The following is a 23,051-nucleotide window of genomic DNA, read 5'->3' as shown; positions in this document are numbered from 1 at the left end:
TGCAACTGTCCTTTCGATACTCACGCATGATAAGACGTTCACGCAAGGATCACTCTGCCTTGTCTTCGCGCAAAGCCGCATAGGCTTGGCGCACCCGAAAAAAAGTGTTACACGCAGCTTATGAAAACCTGTATCTGCCTCATTCCCTGCTGCATTACCTGCTGAAATCTTCAGCGGGCCGGTTTCTCATATTCCCTTGATTGACGAGACTTGCTAGGCCCGCGCCACGCGCCCTTCAAGGAGCCTGCACGCCATGGTCGAGATCAAACTCACCAATACCAAGACCCGACGCAAAGAGGTCTTTGAGCCCATAGATGCCTCCAATGTGCGCATGTATGTCTGTGGCCCTACAGTCTATGACCGTGCCCATCTGGGCAATGCGCGCCCTGTGGTGGTGTTTGATGTGCTCTACCGGCTGTTGCGGCATGTCTACGGGGCGGATCACGTCACTTATGTGCGCAACTTCACGGATGTGGATGACCGCATCAATGAGACCGCGCAACAGCGCAAAGCTGCCGGAGAGCCGGGCGCGCTGGAAGAGTTGATCCGCGCCCGCTCGGATGAGACCATCGCCTGGTATCACGCGGATATGGACGCACTGGCGGCCTTGCGCCCCGACTCCGAGCCGCGCGCCACGGAGTTCATCGCGCAGATGGTCGCCATGATCGAGGACCTGGTCGCCAGGGGCCATGCCTATGCCGCACAAGGCCATGTCCTCTTTGCCGTCGACAGCTATCCCGCATATGGCGGGCTCTCGGGCCGATCCGTCGATGACATGATCGCAGGCGCGCGGGTCGAGGTGGCTCCCTACAAGCGCAATCCGATGGATTTCGTTTTGTGGAAACCGTCCAGTTCCGACTTGCCCGGCTGGGACAGCCCATGGGGACGTGGACGTCCGGGGTGGCATATCGAATGCTCGGCCATGTCATTTGCGCTGCTTGGAGCCAGTTTCGACATCCACGGTGGCGGCAATGATCTGATGTTCCCGCATCATGAGAACGAGATCGCGCAAAGTTGCTGCGCGCACCCCGAGGCGGATTTTGCCCATACCTGGCTGCATAACGAGATGCTGCAAGTCGAGGGCAAGAAGATGTCCAAATCCCTGGGCAACTTCTTTACCGTGCGTGATCTGCTGGATCAGGGCGTGCCGGGTGAAGTGATCCGCTTGGTCTTTCTGGGAACGCATTACCGCAAGCCCATGGACTGGACCGAGAAGAAGCGTATCGAGGCCGAGGCAACGCTGCGCAAATGGTATGCGCAGGCCATTCAGGGCGTCGGGCGCGGTGATCCTTACATAGGTGTGGTTGATGCTCTGGCCGATGATCTGAACACGGCAGGCGCAATTGCGGAATTGCACCAGTTGTCTCTTGCCAATGACGTGGCGACCCTCAGGCACACATTGCAATTCCTGGGCTTGATGGAGGACGAGGCGCCCGAATGGGCTGTACCAAAGAGCTTTGATTTCATGGACTATGTGGACGCGCTGAAAACTCTGAGAGCTGAGGCGTTGGAGACAAAGAACTTTGCCAAGCTTGATAGCTTCAGGTCTTCTCTGAAAGCGGCGGGCGTCGAGGTTCAGATGACAAAAGAGAACGTTGATCTTCTTGCGACACCAGACTTTGATCCGGCAAAACTGGAAGGCCTGTTATGAATGACGAACACTGGCCAGCCCCCGGCCGCGGGTGGGGGACAAGCCCCCGCCCGGGGGGGCGGTCGGGGGCTGGCCGGAACGTAAGCGTCCCGGCCCGATGCGCTCGAGGCATGGGGCCCTTTGAACGGCAAACCTGTTGGACGCAAAGTCGGGCAGGGTTTGTCTCGTTGAACCTGCACAACAAGACTCAGGCATGCCGATGACCCTTGAACGCCTCTATCTCTATGACACCACCCTGCGGGATGGCCAGCAAACTCAGGGTGTCCAGTTCTCGACCGCTGAAAAGCAGCGCATCGCCATGGCGCTTGACGCGCTGGGCGTCGATTACATCGAAGGCGGCTGGCCCGGAGCCAATCCGACCGACAGTGCATTCTTTGAAACGGTGCCCCATACGCGCGCGCGCATGACGGCTTTCGGCATGACCAAACGCGCGGGCCGATCGGCGCAAAACGATGACGTGCTTGCCGCGGTGATGAATGCAGGCACACCCGCCATTTGCCTTGTGGGCAAGACACATACGTTTCACGTCTCCGAAGCGCTGGGCATCAGCAATGCCGAGAACATAGACAACATCCGCGCCTCGATCGCCCATATCACGGCGCAAAGGCGCGAAGCCCTGTTTGATGCCGAACATTTCTTTGATGGCTACAAGGCCGATCCGGCCTATGCGCTGGACTGTCTGCGCGCCGCGCATGAGGCTGGCGCGCGCTGGGTGGTTCTGTGTGATACCAATGGCGGCACCCTTCCGGACGAGATCGGCGAGATCACAGGCGCGGTCGTCGCCGCAGGCATTCCCGGAGACCATCTTGGCATTCACACGCATAACGATACGGAAAACGCGGTTGCCTGCAGCCTTGCGGCGGTGGATGCAGGCGTGCGCCAGATCCAGGGAACGCTGAACGGGCTGGGCGAGCGCTGCGGCAACGCCAACCTCACGTCGCTAATTCCGACGCTTCTGCTGAAGGAACCCTACAAGGATCGCTTTGAAACCGGCGTGCCGCCACAGGCGCTTGCAGGTCTTACCCGGATCAGCCGGATGCTGGATGACATCCTGAACCGCGTGCCGACCAAGCAAGCCCCCTATGTGGGGGCATCCGCCTTTGCCCATAAGGCCGGCTTGCACGCGAGCGCCATTCTGAAGAACCCCGCAACCTACGAACATATCGCGCCCGAAACCGTGGGCAATGCGCGCGTGATCCCGATGTCAAATCAGGCTGGTCAGTCTAATCTGCGCAGCCGTCTGGCCGACGCCGGGTTGGAGGTTGCCCCTGACGATCCCGCGCTGGGCCGTATTCTGGAGCAAATCAAAGAGCGCGAGGACAAGGGCTATAGCTATGACACGGCGCAGGCCTCTTTCGAACTGCTGGCGCGCAAGGAGTTGGGCGCATTGCCCGATTTCTTCGAGGTCAAGCGCTACAAGGTGACGGTAGAGCGGCGCAAGAACAAGTATGATCAGATGGTCAGCCTGTCCGAGGCCGTTGTGGTCGTGAAGGTCGATGGGGACAAAAAGCTGTCGGTCAGTGAGTCCCTTGACGAATTGGGCAACGACCGCGGCCCTGTGAACGCGCTTGCCAAGGCACTGGCCAAGGACCTTGGGCGCTATTCGGCGATCATCGACGATATGCGGCTGGTGGATTTCAAAGTCCGCATCACCCAGGGCGGCACCGAAGCGGTCACCCGCGTCATCATCGACAGCGAAGATGAAAAAGGGCGCCGCTGGTCGACGGTGGGTGTAAGCGCCAATATCGTCGATGCATCCTTCGAGGCGTTGCTGGATGCAATCCGCTGGAAACTGATCCGGGACGTGGCATGAGTGTTCAGGCCTGCGCGGCGTTGGTGGAACGGGGTGATCCCGACCGTTTCCTTGCCGTGATGGCCGCGCCGGTTGCGGCGCGGCGGGTGCTTTTTCCGCTCTATGCGTTCAACCTCGAAGTGGCCCGCGCACCCTGGGTCACGCAGGAAAGCATGATTGCCGAGATGCGTCTGCAATGGTGGCGCGACGCGGTCGAAGAAATCGCCAAGGGCTCATCGGTGCGCCGTCATGAGGTGACAACACCTCTGGCCGAGGTGATATCCCGCGACATCGCCCTCAAACTCGATCCACTGGTGGCCGCACGGCGCTGGGATATCTACAAGGATCCGTTCGAGGATCAGTCGCATTTTGATACCTATATTGACCAGACATCCGCGACTTTGCTCTGGGCTGCTGCCTCTTCTCTGGGTGAGGTCGAGGAACAGACGGTCAGGGATCTTGGCTATGCCCAGGGCGTGGCAAACTGGCTGCGTGCTATCCCTGAACTTGAGGCGCGCAAACGCATTCCGCTTCTGGATGGCACCAGTGACGGTATCCGGGCCCTCTCTGATCGCGCGCTCGCGCGTTTGCATCGCGCGCGATCAAAGCGTCACACGATATCAAAACCTGCCAGAGCCGCGCTGTTGGCGGCCTGGCAAGCCGAGACTATCCTGAAGCTGGCGCGCAACACCCCCGGGGCCGTTGCGCAAGGCGCATTGGAGCAAAGCCCCGCGCGCAAACGCCTCAGCCTGATCCTGCGATCTGCCACCGGGCGCTGGTAGGTGCTTCTTCTTGCCGCAAATACGGAAAAAACCGCCGCCTGAACCGGACTCAGACCTCGGCCGATTTGGGCTGCATGACCAGCCAGATCAATGCACCACCGGCCAGCGTCAACAGCGGCACCATGGCAAGGTTCACAGCCGTCCAGCCCTCGATCGGTGTGCTGCCCGAGCAATTCATCAACCCGCCCGAGGCAAGCGAGGCCACCGTCACTCCGCCAAAGACGATGAGGTCGTTCATCCCCTGAACACGGCCCCGCTCATGCGGTTCATGGGACCCAGCCAGCATGGTTGTTGCCCCGATGAACCCAAAGTTCCAGCCAATTCCCAGCAAGATCAGCGCGACGAAAAAATTCCCGAGGTCGACACCATTGAGCGCGACAATACCTGCCAGACCCAGAATGGCGAGGCCAATACCGACGATACGTTCAGCGCCAAAGCGCGCAATCAGATGGCCCGTGAAGAAAGAGGGTGCAAACATCGCCAGCACATGAGCCGTGACGACGTTCGAGGCATCCGTCACCGCAAACCCGCAGGCCACAACCGCCAGCGGCGTGGAAGTCATCACCAGGTTCATCAAAGCATAAGACACCATGGCGCAGATCACGGCCACACCGATGCGCGGGGTCATCAGCAACTCAATCCGACTGCGCCCGCCAGGATCACCTACGGCGGGTTTGGGCGGTTTGGGAATATCGAGAAACAAAAACAGCATCATGCCGACAACGTTCAGCCCGATGGCCGCAAGGTAAACCGGGAAGAACCGCATCACCGTGGCATCCGCTGAAGAGCCCGAAAGGATCGACACCAGTTGCGGGCCGATAATGGCTGACAAAAGCCCACCGGCCATCACGTAGGAAATCGCTTTTGGGCGAAACTCCTCAGAGGCAACATCCACGGCGGCAAAGCGGTAAAATCCCTGCGCCGACATGTATATCCCGGTCAGGTAACTGCCGGCGACAAACAGCCAGAAGCTCTCCAGCGTCAGGGCATAGCCCGACACCGCCGCGCCCAGCAATCCACCGATGGAGCCGGCAAAAAAACCGGCTTTTCGTCCAAACTTCTGCATCAGGCTGCTAAGCCAGGGCGCAGTGGTCATCGAGCCGAACACGATCAGGGATATGGGCAAGGTCGCAAGGCAGGCGATAGGTGACAGTTGCTGTCCGGCCAGGCCGCCGATCACGAAGATCATGGTGATCTGACTGCCCAGAAAGGCCTGTGCTGCGACCAGAACGGCAACGTTGCGCTTGGCTTTTGAGTCATCGATTGTTGTCATGTGAACGGCTTAATCCTGAAACCAGCCCGCCACAAGTGCCTTGCGCAACATCGCGCGCCGCGTAAGGTCGGCCCATGGTTGATACCCCTCATCTCCTGCTGCTGGCAGGCTCCGCCGAAGGGCGCGCACTGGCCACGGGTCTTGCAGGGCGGGATTTCCGGGTGACGGCGTCGCTTGCGGTGCCCGGGCATTGGTCCGGGCCGCTGGCGGTGCCCACACGCACGGGCGGGTTTGGCGGCGAGGAAGGGTTTGTCGCATTTCTGCGCCGTGAAAAGGTAACGGCGGTGCTGGATGCTACCCATCCTTTTGCGACGCACATGTCGTTGCGCTCTTGGAACATATGTCAGGCGCAAGATATCCCGTTTCTGCAGATACTGCGGCCCTGCTGGACTCCGCGGACCCAGGATCAATGGCGCGAGGTGGGCAGCGCACGGGATGCGACCGCATTGATCCCACCCGGCGCGCGAGTTTTTGTGACCACGGGGCGCGAGACATTGCCTGATTTCGTGCAGAATCAAGACTGTCGGTTTTTCTTCCGTCACCTTGTGGATGACCCAGTGGATTGTGACATCAAGAACGTGTCATATGTCACTGGTAAGGGTCCATTTTCTGTCGATGAGGAAATCGCCACATTGCGCGGCTTGCAGATTGATCTGTTGATTTGCAAGAACGCTGGAGGCGAGCTCAGCCGGACCAAACTTGATGCTGCCCGCGCCCTGGACATACCGGTTATCCTGCTGCGACGCCCACCACCGATAGGCGCACCTGTGGTGCAGACCGTTGAAAACGCCTTGGAATGGGTTGATCGCACATGTCTATAGGCCGTGTCATCACCTCGCCGGACTGTATTGCGGAAGGGGCCGACTGGCTGGCTGCACGCGATGCGCGTATTGCGCGCGCCTTGCAGCAGACCGGACCTTTGCCTTTGCGTCTCAAGCCGGATGGATTTGCTCAACTGCTCAGCGCGATTGTCAGCCAGCAGGTCAGTGTCGCCTCGGCCAATGCAATCTGGGGGCGTATGGAAGCTGCAGATCTGGACAAGCCGCAGTCCATTTTCGCCGCAAGCGAAGAGGACATGCGAGCGGTTGGCCTGTCACGTCAGAAAATCCGTTATGCACGCGAACTGGCAGCGGCACCGATCGACTACATTGCCCTGCGCGCGACGCCAACGGATCAGGTGATAAAGACACTGACACAGGTGCCCGGAATCGGCGTCTGGACGGCTGAAATCTATGCAATGTTCAGCCTGGGGCGTGCGGATGTTTTCGCGCCGGGCGATCTGGCCTTGCAAGAGGCCGCGCGTCTGCTCTTTGATTTGCCCGAGCGCCCCAAGGATCGGGCGTTGCGCGCCATGGCTGAAGACTGGAGCCCGTGGAGATCGGTTGCCGCCCGGCTCTTGTGGGCCTATTACCGCGTGGCAAAAGACAGGGAAGGGATTGCATGACACGTGTTCTCAACGCAGTGCGCAAAGAGCCGATCTCAGGGGACACACGTTCGATGGTGGTGTTTCTGCACGGCTATGGGGCCAATGGTGCCGACCTGCTGGGGCTGGCCGACCCGCTGGGTGAACATCTGCCCGATACGCTGTTCGTTTCCCCTGATGCGCCTGAATCTCTGCCTGGCATGCCGGGGGGATATCAATGGTTCCCGATCCCCTGGATCGACGGCAGTTCCGAAGAGGAGGCCGAACGTGGCATGCGGGCCGCCATGCAGGATTTGAACGCATTTCTTGATGCTCTGATGGTGGATGAGGATCTGCTGCCCGAGCAGGTCGTGCTGTTTGGTTTTTCCCAGGGAACGATGATGAGCCTTCACGTCGCGCCGCGCCGCGAAGACCCCATGGCCGGGATCGTCGCGTTCTCAGGCCGGCTGCTTGAGCCTGACCTGCTTGCCGATGAGGTTGTGTCGCGCATGCCGGTTCTGCTGGTGCATGGGGATGCGGATGATGTGGTTCCGGTCCAATCGCTGCCCGAGGCGGCCGAAGCGCTGCAGGCGGCGGGGTTTGAAGAAGTCTATGCTCATATCATGAAGGGCACGGGTCACGGCATCGCGCCGGATGGCCTGAGTGTGGCGCTGGCATTCATACGCGACAAACTGAGTTTTTGATCCGCTAGGTGCGAAAACTGTGCAGCGGAGCATCCTGCCACTGTCCCGGCGGGATGTTTCCCAGCGTCCAATGTCCGATCGACCAGCGGATCAGACGCAGGGTGGGGTGACCCACAGCGGCGGTCATGCGGCGTACCTGACGGTTACGCCCCTCGGTAATCGTCAGCTCGATCCAGGTATCCGGCACGGATTTTCGCACCCGAATGGGCGGTGTGCGCGGCCAGAGCCAGTGAGGTTCCTCGACGACACGGGCCTTGGCGGGGCGGGTCTTGCCGTCTTTCAGGGTCACCCCTGTGCGCAGCTGCTCAAGCGCGGCATCATCCGGCGTTCCTTCGATCTGGGCAAAATAGGTTTTGGGCAGCTTGTGGCGCGGGCTTGAAATCCGCGCCTGCAGCTTGCCATCATCGGTCAGCAGCAACAGCCCTTCGCTGTCGCGATCCAGCCGGCCCGCCGGATAGACGCCGGGCACATCGACAAAATCGGACAATGTGCGACGGGGGGAGCCCTCGCTGCCACGATCAGTGAATTGCGAGAGCACGTCGAAGGGTTTGTTCAGGGCGATAAGACGGGTCATGCTGGATGCGTTGTGCCGCAAAGCGCCCGCCGGTGTCGAGAGGCGTTGCGCGGGGGGAGGCGTCAGCGCACAGTGTCAAGCAGGGACAGTGTAGAACCGACGCGCCCCGGCCTTTCCGCGCCTGCATGCTGTCCGGTTTTCCCTGAATTCTGCGACGGAGAACTGCAGGGGGTCACGCGGTTGTCATAGATCGGGGTTATCTCTGGCGCAAAACTGCACATTATGGGGCTTGCCGCAGTGCGGCTACGATATATAGTTATCCACAAGCTGGGGCGGGTCTCCCCGCTCTGGTGCCGCAGGAACGGGCAGACAGGGTGAGGATGGACTCCAACATGGATGGCGATTTCAGGACGGATTTTGTACGCGAACCCGGAGCGCTGAAACAGCACCCCGCGCTGGTGCTGAATGCGGATTATCGCCCCCTGTCGTATTATCCGCTTTCGCTCTGGCCTTGGCAGGATGCGGTCAAGGCGGCGTGGCTGGACCGGGTCGATATTGTCGCCGAATATGACGAGGTGGTCAGATCTCCCAGTACCCAGATCAGGATACCCTCGGTTGTTGTCTTGAAAGACTATGTCAAACCTCAAAAGCGCGTGGCCTTCACGCGCTTTAATTTATTTCTGAGGGACGAATTTCGCTGTCAGTACTGCGGTGCCAAGGGTGAGTTGACCTTTGATCACGTGGTGCCGCGTGCCAGCGGTGGGGTGACCAGTTGGCAGAATGTGGTTGCCGCCTGTGCACCCTGCAATTTGCGCAAAGGGTCCAAGTCTCTGCGACAGTCTGGGCTGGCCTTGCGCAAACCTCCGCGTCCGCCGGGGGCCGAAGAACTGCGCAACATGGGCCGGAAATTCCCGCCCAATCACCTGCATGAAAGCTGGATGGATTTCCTGTATTGGGATGCCGAGCTTGACGCCTGATCGCCGGCGTGATTGACCACGACGACCAAAGCGCTGAGGGCAGGAGACTGGCATGATCCGTAGGCTATACGATTGGACCATTGCGATGGCCGATCATCCGCGCGCGCTCTGGGTGTTGGCCGCTGTGGCCTTTATCGAAAGCTCGGTCTTTCCGATTCCGCCCGATGTCTTGATGATCCCGATGATCCTGGCCCGTCCATCGCGCGCGTGGTTGATTGCTCTGGTGGCGCTGGTTTCGTCGGTCTTGGGCGGCGTTATGGGGTATGCGATCGGCGCGTTTGCCTATGAGGGGCTGGGCCAGCCCATCCTCACAGCACTTGGCAAGGGCAGCGCGATGGAAGCGTTCAACACGCGGTTCAACGATTTCGGGTTCTGGGCCGTGTTGACTGCGGGAATCACGCCATTCCCCTATAAGGTGATCACCATCATGTCTGGCTGGACTGGCATGCCGTTGGGAATCTTTGTGGCAACCTCAATTCTGGCGCGTGGCTTGCGTTTCTTTATCGTGGCAGGCTTGCTGTGGAAATATGGCGAGCCGATCCGGGATTTCATCGAGCGGCGTCTGGGCCTGATGTTTACCCTGTTCATCATCCTGCTGGTTGGTGGTTTCTTTGCGGTGGGGCTATTGTGACGCGCGAGTTCTGTATCGTACTGGCAGCGGGCGGTTCTGCCGCTTTGCTTCTGGCGGCCTACGCGTTTCAGCACATCGGCGGAATGGCTCCCTGTGCCTTGTGCATCTGGCAGCGTTGGCCCCATGGTGCGGCAATCGTGTTGGGGGGTCTGGCACTGGTCTTGGGGGGCAGGGCGCTGGCGTGGCTGGGTGCTTTGGCGGCGCTGACGACAGCGGGCATTGGCCTTTATCACACCGGCGTCGAGCGTGGATGGTGGCAGGGCCCATCGACCTGTTCCGGAGCTGACATCGGCTCGCTCAGCCCCGAAGAGTTGTTTGAACAGATCATGACCGCTCCGCTTGTGCGCTGTGACGAGGTCGCCTGGCAGATGCTGGGTCTGTCCATGGCCAGTTGGAACGCTGTGGCGGCTCTGGGGCTGGCTGTATTGTGGGTTTTGGCTGCAACGCGCACGCCTTGACGCGCTTGGGCGGCGGTTTTTCCTCAGACGGCCTTGCGCGTCGCCAACAGAAGGTTGGTTTCTGACGTGCTCACCCCTTCAAACCGGCGGATCTTGACGAGAACCGCATCCAGAGCCTCGAGGGTCTGAGTTCCCAACTCGACGATGAGATCCCAGCGCCCATTGGTCGAATGGATCGCACGCACCTCGGCCAGGCCCTGCAACTGGCGCACGATACGTTCAGTGCCGCGGCCCTCGATACCGATCATCATCAAACCCCGCACCGGATCTGCGCGGGTGTCATCGCGCAGCACCACGGTGAATCCCAGCACATCCCCGCGTTGTTTCAGGCGGTCGATCCGGCTGCGCACCGTGGTGCGCGACAGCCCGAGTCGCTGCGCCAGTTCCGACAGAGATGCGCGGGCATCATGGCGCAAGGCGGCCACAAGATGCTCGTCCGTTTTGTCCATTATGAATTCCGTTTTGATAGGTTTGCCGTCGAATTGGGCAAAATGGTCCATTCATTGTACCACAATTCGGACAGATAGTTCCAGCAACTATAATGAAAACTCGATGAGAGATCATGGCCAATATCATTCTGATCGGAGCGCCCGTTGACAGCGGTAAACGGCGTGCGGGTTGCCTCATGGGGCCTGATGCTTATCGCACGGCGGGATTGACGCGCGCGCTTGGAGATCTTGGTCACAAGGTGCAGGACTGGGGAAATCTGACGCCAGCCAGCCATCAAGCGGATACGCCAGGTGATCGAATCCATGCGCTGAACGAAACGATTGGTTGGACGCATCGTCTGGTCCGCGTCGCCCAAGACGCTGCTGCAACAGGCGTGCCGATCTTTCTTGGCGGAGATCACAGTATGTCGCTTGGATCCGTGGCCGGTGTGGCGCGTCATGCCGCCAGTTTGGGGCGGCCGCAGTTCGTGCTGTGGCTGGACGCGCATTCCGATTTCCACACGCCTGCAACCACCGAAAGCGGGAATCTTCATGGTACGCCCGTGGCCTATGTGACGGGTCAGCCAGGGTTTGCGGGATTTCCCGAACTCAGCGCTCCGGTGCCTCAGGATCAGGTCTGCATGATCGGGCTGCGTTCGGTGGATGCGGGCGAACGGGCGATGTTGGAGGGCACGGCCATTCATCGCCATGACATGCGTGAGATTGACGAGACCGGCATAGCCCGTCCGCTCAGCGCGTTCCTTGAGCGTGTGCGCGCGGCCAATGGTGTTTTGCATGTAAGCCTTGATGTGGATTTTCTTGATCCTGGCATTGCTCCTGCTGTGGGCACCACGGTCCCCGGTGGCGCAACGATCCGCGAAGGGCATCTGGTGATGGAGATGCTGCATGACAGCGGTCTGCTGACCTCGATGGATCTGGTCGAACTGAACCCGTTTCTGGATGAGCGCGGGCGGACAGCGCAGTTGATGGTGGACCTTTGCGCATCGGCCTTGGGACGGCGCGTCTTTGACCGCCCGACACGCGCCTATGCTTAAGGAGAGTACAATGTCCCCGTCCGACAAGGCTCTGGTGCCGTTCGTTTCGGTTGATCACATGATGCAACTGATCCACCGGGTTGGCGTGACGGATATGCTGCGTGGCCTTGCCGATTACATCGAGGCGGATTTCAAACGTTGGGAACTGTTTGACAAGACGCCCCGCATCGCCTCGCATTCCGCCGAAGGTGTGATTGAACTGATGCCGACGTCCGATGGCGCTGTCTATGGATTCAAATACGTCAACGGTCATCCCAAGAACACCCGGGACGGATTGCAGACCGTCACGGCCTTTGGTTTGCTTGCCGATGTGGGCACGGGATACCCGGTATTGCTGAGTGAAATGACGATGCTGACGGCAATGCGTACGGCTGCGACTTCGGGGCTTGTGGCGCGATATCTTGCCCCCGGGAATGCGCGGGTCATGGCGATGATCGGCAATGGTGCGCAATCGGAATTTCAAAGCCTTGCCATGCAGGCCATTGTAGGTGTGACCTCGGTTCGGCTTTGGGACATTGATCCCGCAGCCACGGCCAAAGCCGCGCGCAATCTGCAAGGCACGGGGCTGAACGTGGTTATCTGTGCATCGGCAGAAGAGGCGATCGAGGGCGCGCAGATCATCACCACCTGCACGGCGGACAAGGCCTGTGCCACCATCCTTTCGGACAACATGATCGGCCCCGGAGTTCATATCAACGCCATTGGCGGTGATTGCCCCGGCAAGACCGAGCTGGCTCCGGGTATCTTGCACCGCGCCGGTATTTTTGTGGAATATCCTGCGCAAACACGGGTGGAAGGCGAAATACAGCAGCTTGAGGCCGATCATCCCGTGACCGAGCTGTGGCAAGTCATGACAGGGCAGGCGGCAGGGCGCGTATATGATGCGCAGATTACGCTTTTTGACAGCGTCGGCTTTGCAATCGAGGATTTCAGCGCTCTGCGTTACGTGCGTGATCAACTGGAGGGCTCGGGGCTCTATCACGAGTTGGATCTGCTGGCCGATCCGGATGATCCGCGTGACCTCTTTGGCATGTTGCAGCGTGCCAAGGGGTGAACACGTCCTGTTGCACGCGTCGGTTTGTTTCCCCGGCACGTGGTTCCGGGCCTTTCGGACAAAAGCTTCAAGAACCGGGTTGTGACACTGACAGGACCGGGATTGCCCCGGCCCGATCAAGGCTGTTCAGCTTTTGCGACGCCGACCGCGACGTTCGCGCGTCGGTGCCCCGTCATCGTCGCCTGTACCATCGCTGGCCGAAGAGAACGCCCCCAGCCGTGCAGTGATTTCATCCAGTTCGGGGCGCGAGCCGCGCGGGCGTGTATCCAGCGCTTCGCGCATTTTCCTCAGATGCTCTGGCATGGTGCCACAGCATCCACCGACAATCTTTGCGCCGCTGTCGCGCGCCATCACCGCGTAATCGCCCATCAGTTCAGGCGTGCCGTCATAATGGATGTGACCATCGACATATTTGGGAATGCCCGCATTTCCTTTTGCCACAATCGGGCGCTCGGTACCTTGCGCTGAAAATCCCAGGACCGTGCGCAAGAGGTCGGACGCACCGGTTCCGCAGTTGGCTCCGAACGCCAGCGGAGCGTTTGGCAGGGATTCGACCATCTGCACCATGTCGGCCGAGGTCATGCCCATCATCGTGCGCCCGGCAGTGTCGAAACTCATCGTGCCGACCCAAGGCATGCCAGCCAGCGCAAAGGCTTCGGCGGCGGCGCGGTATTCTTCTGGGGCCGAAATCGTCTCGAGCCAGCACAGATCAGCGCCGCCTTCCTTGAGGCCGTCTGCCTGTTCGTGAAAGATTTCGACTGCAAGCGCATGGCTCAGCGCCCCGACCGGTTCCATGATCTCACCGGTTGGGCCGACCGAGCCGGCCACAACGATTTTCCGGCTTGCCTTGTCAGCGACATCACGGCCGATTTCCGCACCCACGCGGTTGAGTTCGCGCACGCGACCCTGGGCATCATGCAATTTCAGGCGCGAGGCATTGCCGCCAAATGTGTTGGTCAGGAACAGATCGCTGCCCGCATCCACCGAGCCCTGATAGAGCGCGCGGATCTTGGCCGGCTCATCGGTGTTCCACAACTCTGGCGCATCGCCCGACATCAGGCCCATGTTGAACAGGTTTGTACCCGTGGCCCCATCGGCAAGCAGCACATCATGGCTTGCCAGCATTTTGGACAATGCGTCAGTCATCTTGTTCCTTTCGGTTGGCGGTGTGCCTGGCGCAGAACATGCGCCAAAACCGGGTTTGCTGTGACAGGTCGCATGGGTCGGTGCAATCGCGAATTATTCATTTTAATGATGAGCCGGATTGGTGCAGGGGCACACAGACCTCCCAAGACTTGTGAGCAGCAGGTGCAACGTGTATCGACACAGCAAGGCAAGCGATGCAGGAGCGCCGGATTTTGAAAGCGGTGATTTTGGCAGGTGGATTGGGAACGCGCATCAGCGAGGAGTCGCATCTGCGTCCAAAACCAATGATCGAGATCGGCGGGCGGCCGATCCTGTGGCATATCATGAAGATTTACGGTCATCACGGCATCACGGATTTCGTGATCTGCTGCGGTTACAAAGGCTACATGATCAAGGAATATTTCGCCAATTACTTCCTGCATATGTCGGATGTGACGATTGATCTGTCCAACAATTCCATGGAAGTTCACAATCAGAGCGCAGAGCCCTGGAAAGTCACTCTGGTCGATACAGGCGAGATGACCCAGACCGGCGGACGTATCCGGCGCGTGGCTCAACATCTGACCGAGACATTCTGCCTGACCTACGGAGACGGGGTCAGTGACGTGGATATCTCGGCTTTGATTGATCATCACCGTGCCGAGGGCTGCAAGGCCACGCTGACAGCGATCCAGCCCGCTGGCCGATTTGGCGCTTTGGGCGTCGAGGGGTCGCGGGTCACGCGGTTCCAGGAAAAGCCGCGCGGCGACAATCGTTGGATCAATGGAGGTTTCATGGTCTGTGAACCTTCCGTGATTGATCTGATAGAAGGCGATGCCACCAGCTTTGAAGGTCTGCCCATGGAGACCATGGCCAATCAGAATGACTTGGCGCTGTGGCGCCATCATGGCTTTTGGCAGGCAATGGACACGCTGCGCGACAAGACAATGCTTGATGCGCTTTGGACCTCGGGCAATGCGCCCTGGCGTGTCTGGGCACCTATCAGATCATGAGTTTCTGGTTGGGTAGGCGGGTACTTGTGACCGGGCATACCGGGTTCAAGGGCGCGTGGCTGAGCGAGTGGTTGCTGGGTTTGGGGGCAAAGCTGTCGGGGATCGCGCTTGCACCGCAACAGGATCAGCCTCTGTTTGACCAGCTGGGACTTGCAGGGCGGCTGGATCACAGTGTTCTCGATATCCGGGATCCGGCACCCCTGGTCGACAAGATCAAAGAGCTTGAGCCCGAAATAGTCATCCATATGGCGGCGCAACCGCTGGTTTTGCCGTCTTATGCAGATCCGCTGACAACCTGGGCGACCAATGTGATGGGCAGCGCCCATGTGATGGAGGGGTTGCGAGGGTTAACGTCGCGCTGCGGTGTAGTCATGGTGACCACGGACAAGGTCTATCAAAACCGTGAATGGCTCTATCCATATCGTGAAAGTGACCGGCTGGGTGGGCATGATCCTTACAGTGCCAGCAAGGCTGCGATGGAACTGGCTATCTCCAGTTGGCGCAAATCCTTCTTTGTGGATCACCCGGTGAACGTGGCTTCGGCGCGTGCCGGGAACGTGATTGGCGGCGGCGATTGGGCCGCTCATCGGCTGGTGCCGGATATCGTGCGGGCCTTGCAGGCAGATCAGGCCATCGCGATCCGCAATCCTAGGGCCGTGCGGCCGTTTCAGCACGTGCTTGAACCGCTTTCAGGATATCTTCGGTTGGCCGAAGCGCTGTTCCTGCGCCCGGATGATCTGGACGAGGCCTATAACTTTGGACCAGAGCCCTCGGATCTGAAGACTGTCGAGCAACTGGTTGAGGCGGCGTTGCTTGCTTGGCCCGGTCGATGGGAAGATCAGTCCGATCCCGGTGCATTGCATGAGGCCGGTCTCTTGTCGCTGGGGATCGAGGCTTCCCGCGCCGCTCTGGGGTATGCGCCGCGTTGGGATAGCCAGAAGGCGGTCGCATCCACGATGCAATGGTATCGCGATGCGGCGTCCGGAGCGGATATCGGTGACATCACGCGCGCGCAGATCGCGGAATTTGGCACCCCATGATTTTCAAGCCGCTTTCTCTTGATGGCGCGTTTGAGATCCTGCTCGAGCCACGCGGAGATGCGCGCGGCTCTTTTGCGCGGACATTCTGCGCAAAGGAATTCGCGGCGCAGGGCCTGAATACAAGTTGGGTCCAGATGAATATGTCTGTCTCGGCTGATGCCGGAACGCTTCGCGGCCTGCATTTCCAACACCCGCCCCATGGCGAGGTCAAACTGGTACGCGCCCAACGCGGACGCGTGTGGGATGTTCTGCTGGATTTGCGCGCCGGGTCTGCAAGCTTTGGTCAGCATATCGCGCTGATACTGGATTCAGAGACGCGAAACGCGGTCTATATCCCGAAAGGGGTGGCGCATGGCTTTCAGTCGCTGACGGACGATTGTGAATTGCACTATCTGCATTCGGAGTTTTACGCGCCTGAAGCCGAAGATGGCGTGCAGGCGCTGGATGCTTCACTGGGCATCGCGTGGCCGCTACCTGTGACCGTGCGGTCCGAGCGCGATCAGGGCTTGTTGCCTCTGAACGTCATCAAACCGCTGACCGACTGACGTTACCTGACAGTCTTAACCTTTGGTGCCCAGAAAACTGCGCCAAGTCACAGTGTCTGGATTGAGGTGGTTATATCTCTTGTCCGGTTCAATTGCGGCAATCAGATCCAAGCCCGTTACAAATGGTGTGAAGTCAGGGTTTATCTGGTGCCAAGGCAGAGGATTGTAAGCCATGTATGAAACGGTCAGACCTTCTGCCTCGAACGCATTGTGATCAAGGTAGTTTCGCGCACCATGTCCGGTTACATACTCGGTCCCACTTACAGCTTTCACCAATTCCAGAACGCGGTTTGACCCCGTTGCCGCTACATTCATTTCAGACGATAGATAGGTGTCGGGTGGCGATACGCCAACGGCCTGTGCTTCTGCCCGGCAGCTTGCGATCATCACATCGCAAAGCGTGGAATGGCTCAGTGCATCAGTCGCAAGATTCAGCGCGTCTTGGCCAAAGGGTTCTTGACGATAAGTGTTTCTCAAAAGGGCAAGATGGCTGTTGCGCCATGCGTCATTTGCCGGTTTCAAATCGCAAATGCGAGTGTTGTGGCCCTTGCCCTCCAGTGGAATGCTCATCCATGTTGGTTGGTCTGTGGCGCGAGGTACCTGGACTCTGTTTGTAAAGGAGCCCTTTGAAAACTGTGCGTCATCCAGCCAGATCATGACGTCCGCGAGCGCCATTTGCGCCAGGAAACCAACCCAGGGAAAGTACATCGGTTGGGAAATCACGACGCGTGTCATGAGATCAGCCGGTCTTGCGTCTTATGTAACCGCCCGGGGACGAGGACAGAACCAGTTTGCCATTCAGGACTTCGTCGACCTCGAACAGGTCTGACTCCGCGAGATAGTCGGTCAGCGCGCTCAGCGGTTCGTTGCCCTTGCGCCAGATCTGGGAGCGATTTTCGGGCGTATCTGTTTCCTCGATATGTCCTATCATCGTGTCGGCAACGACCATGTAACAGCCGGGCGTCACCAGGGGGCCGTAGGCGCGACATTCCGCCAGAACGTGCTCGCGGCTATGATCGCTGTCCAGCACGACCATGACCCGGGCTCCATCGGGGATTTCCGCACGCACCCGCTCCAGGGTGTCCTCATCAACCGAACCGCCTTCGATCAGGGTCACCCGATGCGACATCGGATGCTCTTCTATCGATGCCCGGTTATGGGCGCGTATGTCGATATCGATACCGATTACCTTGCCCTTGCCCAGAAGCTGAAGCATCGCGGCCATGAATATGACCGATCCACCGCGTGCTACGCCGGTTTCGATGATCACATCGGGCTTGGTCGCCCAGATAACCTCTTGGGTGGCCATCACGTCGGCGGGCATCTGGATGATCGGCACGCCCATCCAGTTCCAGAGGTAGGAGTAATCATAGGGGTTGAGCTGCAACATGTATCGGGTCGAGCCGTCAAAAACCGCCTTGTCCTGGCCAAGAGCAAGGGATTGTTCGCGTTTATGCGCCTCAAACTCGGCGCGATCATCTTTTTGGGTCATGCGTTCATTCCGTTTAGATGTCGTTTGATCCGTCACAGCTGACGGGTGAAATCTCGGCTTCTGTTGCGGGCGTTACGCCATGCCGTTGCACGGCTGAGGTCCCCTGAATAGACCGACGCCGCATCCTGCCCCAATACCCTGTCGCACACTCGGGCAGCGGTGAGGATTGTGTTCTCACCATCAAGTTCTGCAGACAAGCGGAAGCTGTCGACCTTTTCCCTGAACCGATCATAGTTAAGCTGTAGTCTCTTCAGCCTGCTGTCTCCCCCAGCCGCGCGTGCCCGCTCCAGAGCGTCTTGTGCGTTCAAAGCAGCGGCAAAATGGTTCAGCGATGTTTCGATCTGTGCCGCGACCTCGGGCGTTTTCTGGGATTGATCCGTCAAGGCGTGTTTGAACCAGTTCTCATAGTCGGTGGCCACGGGCTCGTTGGGAAACAGATGGCGTACGGTTTCAAAAGTGCCCAGAAAAGCAAGTGACATGGACATGCTGATCGGCATGACATCATCGACCGGATCTACAGAGGATTCCGACAGGAAGGTGTCAGCAACCTGTTTGGTTTTGGCTTTCTGTCCTACATCACGTAGTGACCCGCCTGTGCTGGCCTTGCTATAGCCGTTGATGGAAAAAGGGTGCGCCATGTGGATGAAACGACCGCCACGGACCAATGCACGAAAGTTCATGTAGACATCCGGACTGCGCGCGGCAAATCTGTGTCCGTCCGATGTGGCGCAAGTGTCCAGAAACTCGCGCGACATACAACCATGGTATATCGAGGGCATTGGATACATGTCCCGCATCCTGCCCGTCGCAACTGCTTTGAGCTTGGCATCACGGTCAAGTTGCTCCAACGGTCCAAAACATTTTTTCCCGATGAACCGCAGGCCACCTGTCTTCGAGCCATAGCCTTCAGAAGGCCAACCATAGACCGGGAAATCCCAACTCAGCGCATCAGGCGTGTGGGATTGCAGTATCTCGCGCAGCAGATGGAACTGGCCCGGCAGAATGCCGTCATCATCCCCGAAGAAAATCACATAGTCGCCGGAGCTTTTTTCCAGCGCGAACTCAAAGTTTTGACGCATCGACACGCGCTGAGTTGTGTTCACGTAAACGATGCGAGGGTCATCAACTGCTGCGATCACATCGCGCGTGTCATCCCTGGACGCATTGTCGCTCACCACGATCTCTATGTTGTCGTCCGAGATATCTGTCGCCGTTCTGACGGATTTCGCCAGAAAAATCGCGCGTTCGCGCGTGGGTATGATGATGCTTATCTTCATGCGTACTGTTTTGCCTTTGATGCGGCTTGTGTTAGCTGGATCGAAGCAGGTTTGAAAGCGCCTTGTGCCCGTATGGACAGGCACCCGTTGATCTGCAATATACATAGCCGGCGAAAAGCGGGAGGTGCCACGAGCATGGCGTTGATCACCGACGAACAAAAGGCACTGTTTCACTCGCAAGGGTATGTCATTGTGTCAGGTTTTTACGACCTTGAGGGTGAGATCTATCCTGTACTCGAAGGCATTCATGGTGTCATTGATCGCGTCGCGCGTCGCCATGGCGTCCCTGTTCCTGAGTCAGCATTCAGGCCCGAAAGTTTCGACGCCAATTACGACATTCTCCTTAAGGCTGATCGAGCCTATGCGGGCGAGGTCTATGATCTGGTCAAGCAGATCCCGGCCTTTCTCAGGCTTATATGCAACCAACGCGCCGAGGATCTGTTTCGCGAAATTCGCGGGGCTTGCATGCCCGGGATCGGGGCAGCGTCCTATGGCATCCGCATCGACAATCCAAACGAGGACAAGTTCAGATCTCACTGGCATCAGGAGTTCATGTTCCAACCGCAAAGTATTGATGGAATTGTCTTTTGGACGCCCTTGTTGCCAATAACGCCAGACCTGGGCCCTGTGATTGTTCTTCCGAAATCGCATGCCGACGGGCTGTGTGTTTATGCGCGCACCGCAAACTATGCAGATAAACAAGGGGCCTACCAGATCGGGATCCATGACGAGGATCGGGTGGTTGGCAAACATCAGCAGATTGCGCCCCTGACGCAACCTGGCGATCTGTTGCTCATGGATTTTCTGACGATTCACAGTTCGGGCGTAAACCGCTCTCATCGGGCGCGGTGGTCTGTGCAGAACCGGTTTTTCAACTTTGACGATGCTGTCGGATACAAGATCGGATGGAAACCCTCGGTCACAGTCGGAACCCGGGTCGAAGACGTATTTCCTGACCATTTCGTTGATGCAAGCCAAGGATTGAATTGAAACATGACGCGTATCTGCAACGTGTGCGGCTCGTCCGCCATCCAAGCCGTGTTCGAGAGTGGCGAAAAGTTTTCGCTCACCACGATGAACACGTTGGTCGCTGGAGAGACCGTGGTTTCATACTGTCCGGCTTGCGATCACGTTCAGACGGATGAACTACCCAATCTCGTGGAATACTATGCTCAGGATTATGTCATCAATCTTGATAGTGCCGATGATGACCAACTGTATGCGGTTGTTGATGGCAAAGAAGTGTACAGATCAGACCATCAGGCGGCGGTCCTTGCTCAAAAGATCGACCTCACCAAGTTTCGAAACGTGCTGGATTACGGCTGTGCCAAAGCACCAAGCCTGCGCAAGCTTCTGACGCTTTCGCCGGGCGTGAAGCCGCATCTGTTTGATGTGACCGACAAGTACATCGAGTTCTGGAAAGACTTCCCGGTTGAAAGCGAATGGGCCGTGCATGAGCCCAAGGACAGTTGGGCCGGGCAGATGGACGTCGTGTTGTCGTTTTACGCGCTGGAGCACATTCCCCACCTCAAGGACATTCTTGCAGACGTTTCCGGGCTCCTGCGCGATGGGGGTTACTTCTACTTTCTGGTTCCAAACGTCTATGAGAATGCGGCTGATTTTATCGTTGCCGACCACGTCAATCATTTCAGTCGCAACTCGTTGCGCATCATGCTTTCGCAGGCTGGGTTCGTGGACATTGACATTGACGAGCAAGCGCATGCAGCGGCCTTTGTTGTCTGCGCGCGCATCGACAAGACAAACCCGCCGACAGTTGCGCCCTCGATCCCCGAGATGGAAGCCGAAGCGCGCAGATTGGCGGATTTTTGGGGTGGCATCAAAGACCGCATCCAGAGTTTTGAGGCTGCTTTGGATGATGCTCAACCGCGCGGTATCTATGGCGCGGGCATATATGGGAACTTCATCCTGTCCTGTCTGAAACAGCCTGAACGGGTGGCGTGTTTTCTGGACCAGAACAAGTTTCTGATTGGTTCCGAGGTCAACGGAGTAAAGATCCGACATCCCATGGATGCACCTGATGATCTGGATGCTTTGCTTGTGGGTTTGAACCCAAAGATTGCACGCAGGGTGATGAGCGAGGTGAGCAGTTTTGAGAGCAAAAACCTCACGTATTTTTTTCTTGATGAACAATGGGCAGCGTGATCCGCTGACGCGGACCCAAAGGATACCTAATGCAAAACCTCGATGACGTTGCATCCAAATACCTACAGGCACCGGATGTCGAGATCGAGAACGATCTCATTATGCAGTGGTATCCGCAACGGGTGGCAGCTCGGACCGGACCGGTAAAACGGTGCCTCGAACTGGGTCTGGGGCATGGGTACACTGTGCGGCCTTTTCAGGACCTCGCCGAAGAGCATGTGGTGATCGAAGGTTCGGGATTGGTCATCGAGCATTTTCGTAAGTCCAACCCCTGGTACCATGGCAAGATCATCGAAGGGTATTTTGAGACCTGTGACCCAGAAGGTCAGTTTGATCTGATCGTCATGGGTTTTGTTCTGGAGCATGTAGACGACCCAGTCTCGATCATGGACCGGTATCGTCAGTACCTCGCGCCGGGCGGGCGCCTGTTTGTGGCCGTGCCCAATGCCAAGTCGCTGAACCGTCGTCTGGGTTTGGAAATGGGTCTGATTTCCGACATTTATGCGCTGAACGCCACAGACCATCAGCTTGGTCACCAGAGGAATTATTGTCTGGAAACACTGACAGCCGACGCGCAAGCAGCTGGATATCAGGTTGTGCATGAGGAAGGGGTTTACCTGAAACCTTTGCCGCTTGGCGTATTGAAGACCATGGACGATTTGGACGCCAATCTGGATGCGATGCTCAAGGTCGGTGTGGATTATCCCGATCTCTGTGTGGCTATTTTGGTCGAACTCATGCCTAAAGCACATGATTAAAGCCATCCCGACCGTTCTGGTTACCGGTCTCGGTGCCTTGATCGGACAAGGGATCGTCGCCGGTCTACGGGCGGACGGGCGTTGTCGTGTTATCGGCTTGGACAAACGGCACAGCAGCTTTGGAGCTTCGATCTGCGATGCCTATGAGCTCAAACCCGAAGTGGAGGAAGGGTCAGAGGCTTATCTGACGTTCTGGGAGACACTTCTGGAGCGCCACAAGATCGATCTGATCATGCCGGGCATCAGTATCGACATGTATTTCCTGAATGCAAATCGGGCAGTGTTTGATGCTTTGGGCGTAAAGCTCGCCCTCAACAGCTCTGAGTTGATAGAATTGACACGAGACAAGCTCGAATTTCATGATGCGATGGAAGATTGGGGCGTGCCACGCATTCCAACCTCTGTTCCGCAGTCCTGGCAGAAGGCGTTGACCGACTTGGGTTCTGCGCCGCTGCTGTTCAAGCCGCGCCGGGGAGAAGGTTCTGCAGGGCAGGTCCGCCTTCGTGATGAAAGGGATTTCGAGTACTGGACGCAATCCACGCCGCATGGTTCTTGGATGATCCAGCAAATTGTCGGGAGCGATGACGCCGAGTTCACGGTCGGGGCCTTTGGTTTGCCTGGGGGCGGTTTTCTGGACGAGATGATCATCATGCGGCGCCGTTTGACACGCGCGGGAAACACAGGGCTAGCCGAGGTAAAGGATCATTCGGTGATCCGGCAGGCTTCGCGGCGCATTATGAGCCAGATCAACGCGATTGGGCCCACGAACCTGCAGTTTCGCCTTGAAGGTGACAGGGCCTATTTGCTGGAAATCAATCCAAGGTTTTCTTCCAGTTGTTCGCTGCGCACGCGGTTCGGGTTCAATGAAGCTGCCATGAGCCTTGATCATTATCTTCTGGGCTTGCCACCCACAGCCC

Annotated in this window: 25 protein-coding genes; 18 read left to right on the top strand and 7 right to left on the bottom strand. The window is 58.2% G+C overall.

Going from position 1 to position 23,051, the window contains the following annotated elements; translation table 11 throughout:
- The first annotated feature begins 253 nt into the window (after nucleotides 1-253).
- The 3 genes from cysS to WAO69_RS15935 all read left to right on the top strand — a co-directional run bounded on the left by cysS (nucleotide 254) and on the right by WAO69_RS15935 (nucleotide 4,225).
- Entirely contained in the window at nucleotides 254-1,651 is a 1,398-nt protein-coding gene (cysS, locus tag WAO69_RS15945; RefSeq protein WP_422180927.1) for a cysteine--tRNA ligase, read from the top strand.
- Between the two features lie 199 nt (nucleotides 1,652-1,850).
- Entirely contained in the window at nucleotides 1,851-3,464 is a 1,614-nt protein-coding gene (gene cimA / locus WAO69_RS15940) for a citramalate synthase (protein WP_422180925.1), read from the top strand.
- Nucleotides 3,461-4,225, top strand: coding sequence for a phytoene/squalene synthase family protein (locus WAO69_RS15935; RefSeq protein ID WP_422180923.1), 765 nt, complete (start codon nucleotides 3,461-3,463; stop codon nucleotides 4,223-4,225). Before cimA ends, WAO69_RS15935 begins: the two co-directional genes overlap by 4 nt.
- 49 nt (nucleotides 4,226-4,274) lie before the next feature.
- Here WAO69_RS15935 and WAO69_RS15930 read toward each other — a convergent pair whose 3' ends face one another.
- Nucleotides 4,275-5,498, bottom strand: a complete 1,224-nt coding sequence (locus tag WAO69_RS15930) for an MFS transporter (protein ID WP_422180921.1) — start codon at nucleotides 5,496-5,498, stop codon at nucleotides 4,275-4,277.
- A 74-nt stretch (nucleotides 5,499-5,572) separates the two neighbouring features.
- Between WAO69_RS15930 and WAO69_RS15925 the strand changes: the two genes are divergently transcribed.
- The 3 genes from WAO69_RS15925 to WAO69_RS15915 are packed head-to-tail and all read left to right on the top strand — an operon-like array spanning nucleotide 5,573 to nucleotide 7,604.
- Nucleotides 5,573-6,319: a precorrin-6A/cobalt-precorrin-6A reductase gene (locus tag WAO69_RS15925; RefSeq protein WP_422180919.1), complete on the top strand. Its 747-nt coding sequence runs from the start codon at nucleotides 5,573-5,575 to the stop codon at nucleotides 6,317-6,319.
- Entirely contained in the window at nucleotides 6,310-6,942 is a 633-nt protein-coding gene (locus WAO69_RS15920; RefSeq protein ID WP_422180917.1) for a DNA-3-methyladenine glycosylase family protein, read from the top strand. The genes WAO69_RS15925 and WAO69_RS15920 overlap by 10 nt, the downstream gene beginning before the upstream one ends.
- Nucleotides 6,939-7,604, top strand: a complete 666-nt coding sequence (locus WAO69_RS15915) for an alpha/beta hydrolase (RefSeq protein ID WP_422180915.1) — start codon at nucleotides 6,939-6,941, stop codon at nucleotides 7,602-7,604. The genes WAO69_RS15920 and WAO69_RS15915 overlap by 4 nt, the downstream gene beginning before the upstream one ends.
- A 4-nt stretch (nucleotides 7,605-7,608) precedes the next feature.
- On the opposite strand, the gene WAO69_RS15910 is transcribed toward WAO69_RS15915, so the two are convergent.
- Entirely contained in the window at nucleotides 7,609-8,178 is a 570-nt protein-coding gene (locus tag WAO69_RS15910) for a pseudouridine synthase (protein WP_422180913.1), read from the bottom strand.
- 332 nt (nucleotides 8,179-8,510) lie between these two features.
- Here WAO69_RS15910 and WAO69_RS15905 point away from each other — a divergent pair, with 332 nt between their 5' ends.
- From WAO69_RS15905 to WAO69_RS15895, 3 genes are read left to right on the top strand one after another with little or no spacing between them, the layout of a single operon-like run.
- The gene (locus tag WAO69_RS15905; protein WP_422180911.1) at nucleotides 8,511-9,095 is read left to right on the top strand and encodes an HNH endonuclease; all 585 of its coding nucleotides are present in this window, start codon (nucleotides 8,511-8,513) and stop codon (nucleotides 9,093-9,095) included.
- A 52-nt stretch (nucleotides 9,096-9,147) separates the two neighbouring features.
- Entirely contained in the window at nucleotides 9,148-9,726 is a 579-nt protein-coding gene (locus WAO69_RS15900; protein WP_422180909.1) for a YqaA family protein, read from the top strand.
- Complete coding sequence (locus tag WAO69_RS15895; protein WP_422180907.1) at nucleotides 9,723-10,184, top strand: disulfide bond formation protein B; 462 nt, start codon at nucleotides 9,723-9,725, stop codon at nucleotides 10,182-10,184. Before WAO69_RS15900 ends, WAO69_RS15895 begins: the two co-directional genes overlap by 4 nt.
- A 23-nt stretch (nucleotides 10,185-10,207) precedes the next feature.
- Here the strand turns inward: WAO69_RS15895 and WAO69_RS15890 are convergent, their stop codons facing one another.
- The gene (locus WAO69_RS15890) at nucleotides 10,208-10,633 is read right to left on the bottom strand and encodes an Lrp/AsnC family transcriptional regulator (protein WP_422180905.1); all 426 of its coding nucleotides are present in this window, start codon (nucleotides 10,631-10,633) and stop codon (nucleotides 10,208-10,210) included.
- Between the two features lie 113 nt (nucleotides 10,634-10,746).
- Between WAO69_RS15890 and rocF the strand changes: the two genes are divergently transcribed.
- On the top strand, nucleotides 10,747-11,667 hold the full coding sequence (rocF, locus tag WAO69_RS15885; RefSeq protein WP_422180903.1) for an arginase: 921 nt from the start codon (nucleotides 10,747-10,749) through the stop codon (nucleotides 11,665-11,667).
- 10 nt (nucleotides 11,668-11,677) lie between these two features.
- Nucleotides 11,678-12,721 (top strand): ornithine cyclodeaminase, encoded by a 1,044-nt coding sequence (locus tag WAO69_RS15880; RefSeq protein ID WP_422180901.1) that lies wholly within the window; start codon nucleotides 11,678-11,680, stop codon nucleotides 12,719-12,721.
- Between the two features lie 126 nt (nucleotides 12,722-12,847).
- Here the strand turns inward: WAO69_RS15880 and bmt are convergent, their stop codons facing one another.
- Nucleotides 12,848-13,867, bottom strand: a complete 1,020-nt coding sequence (gene bmt, locus WAO69_RS15875) for a betaine--homocysteine S-methyltransferase (RefSeq protein WP_422180899.1) — start codon at nucleotides 13,865-13,867, stop codon at nucleotides 12,848-12,850.
- Between the two features lie 212 nt (nucleotides 13,868-14,079).
- Between bmt and rfbF the strand changes: the two genes are divergently transcribed.
- From rfbF to WAO69_RS15860, 3 genes are read left to right on the top strand one after another with little or no spacing between them, the layout of a single operon-like run.
- Nucleotides 14,080-14,859 carry a glucose-1-phosphate cytidylyltransferase gene (rfbF, locus tag WAO69_RS15870; RefSeq protein WP_422180897.1) on the top strand — a complete coding sequence of 260 codons (780 nt, stop codon included), beginning with the start codon at nucleotides 14,080-14,082 and terminating at the stop codon, nucleotides 14,857-14,859.
- A complete protein-coding gene (gene rfbG, locus WAO69_RS15865) occupies nucleotides 14,856-15,899 on the top strand; it encodes a CDP-glucose 4,6-dehydratase (RefSeq protein WP_422180895.1) in 1,044 nt (347 codons plus the stop codon). The genes rfbF and rfbG overlap by 4 nt, the downstream gene beginning before the upstream one ends.
- Nucleotides 15,896-16,444, top strand: a complete 549-nt coding sequence (locus WAO69_RS15860; RefSeq protein ID WP_422180893.1) for a dTDP-4-dehydrorhamnose 3,5-epimerase family protein — start codon at nucleotides 15,896-15,898, stop codon at nucleotides 16,442-16,444. The genes rfbG and WAO69_RS15860 overlap by 4 nt, the downstream gene beginning before the upstream one ends.
- A 15-nt stretch (nucleotides 16,445-16,459) precedes the next feature.
- Here WAO69_RS15860 and WAO69_RS15855 read toward each other — a convergent pair whose 3' ends face one another.
- From WAO69_RS15855 to WAO69_RS15845, 3 genes are read right to left on the bottom strand one after another with little or no spacing between them, the layout of a single operon-like run.
- Nucleotides 16,460-17,179: a WbqC family protein gene (locus WAO69_RS15855; protein WP_422180891.1), complete on the bottom strand. Its 720-nt coding sequence runs from the start codon at nucleotides 17,177-17,179 to the stop codon at nucleotides 16,460-16,462.
- 4 nt (nucleotides 17,180-17,183) lie between these two features.
- The gene (locus WAO69_RS15850) at nucleotides 17,184-17,936 is read right to left on the bottom strand and encodes a cephalosporin hydroxylase family protein (RefSeq protein WP_422180889.1); all 753 of its coding nucleotides are present in this window, start codon (nucleotides 17,934-17,936) and stop codon (nucleotides 17,184-17,186) included.
- Between the two features lie 32 nt (nucleotides 17,937-17,968).
- Complete coding sequence (locus tag WAO69_RS15845; protein WP_422180887.1) at nucleotides 17,969-19,318, bottom strand: glycosyltransferase family 2 protein; 1,350 nt, start codon at nucleotides 19,316-19,318, stop codon at nucleotides 17,969-17,971.
- A gap of 30 nt (nucleotides 19,319-19,348) precedes the next feature.
- Here WAO69_RS15845 and WAO69_RS15840 point away from each other — a divergent pair, with 30 nt between their 5' ends.
- From WAO69_RS15840 to WAO69_RS15825, 4 genes are all read left to right on the top strand, one after another.
- On the top strand, nucleotides 19,349-20,203 hold the full coding sequence (locus WAO69_RS15840) for a phytanoyl-CoA dioxygenase family protein (RefSeq protein ID WP_422180885.1): 855 nt from the start codon (nucleotides 19,349-19,351) through the stop codon (nucleotides 20,201-20,203).
- A 3-nt stretch (nucleotides 20,204-20,206) separates the two neighbouring features.
- A complete protein-coding gene (locus WAO69_RS15835) occupies nucleotides 20,207-21,376 on the top strand; it encodes a class I SAM-dependent methyltransferase (RefSeq protein WP_422180883.1) in 1,170 nt (389 codons plus the stop codon).
- Between the two features lie 29 nt (nucleotides 21,377-21,405).
- On the top strand, nucleotides 21,406-22,134 hold the full coding sequence (locus WAO69_RS15830) for a class I SAM-dependent methyltransferase (RefSeq protein ID WP_422180881.1): 729 nt from the start codon (nucleotides 21,406-21,408) through the stop codon (nucleotides 22,132-22,134).
- The coding region (locus tag WAO69_RS15825) for an ATP-grasp domain-containing protein (protein WP_422180879.1) at nucleotides 22,070-23,051 on the top strand (982 nt) is incomplete at its 3' end. The genes WAO69_RS15830 and WAO69_RS15825, both read left to right, overlap by 65 nt.

Source organism: Aestuariivita sp., assembly GCF_049276915.1.
GTDB lineage: Bacteria > Pseudomonadota > Alphaproteobacteria > Rhodobacterales > Rhodobacteraceae > Aestuariivita.
Note: the sequence above shows the minus strand (reverse complement) of the source record. Positions and strands in the feature narration are given on the sequence as shown.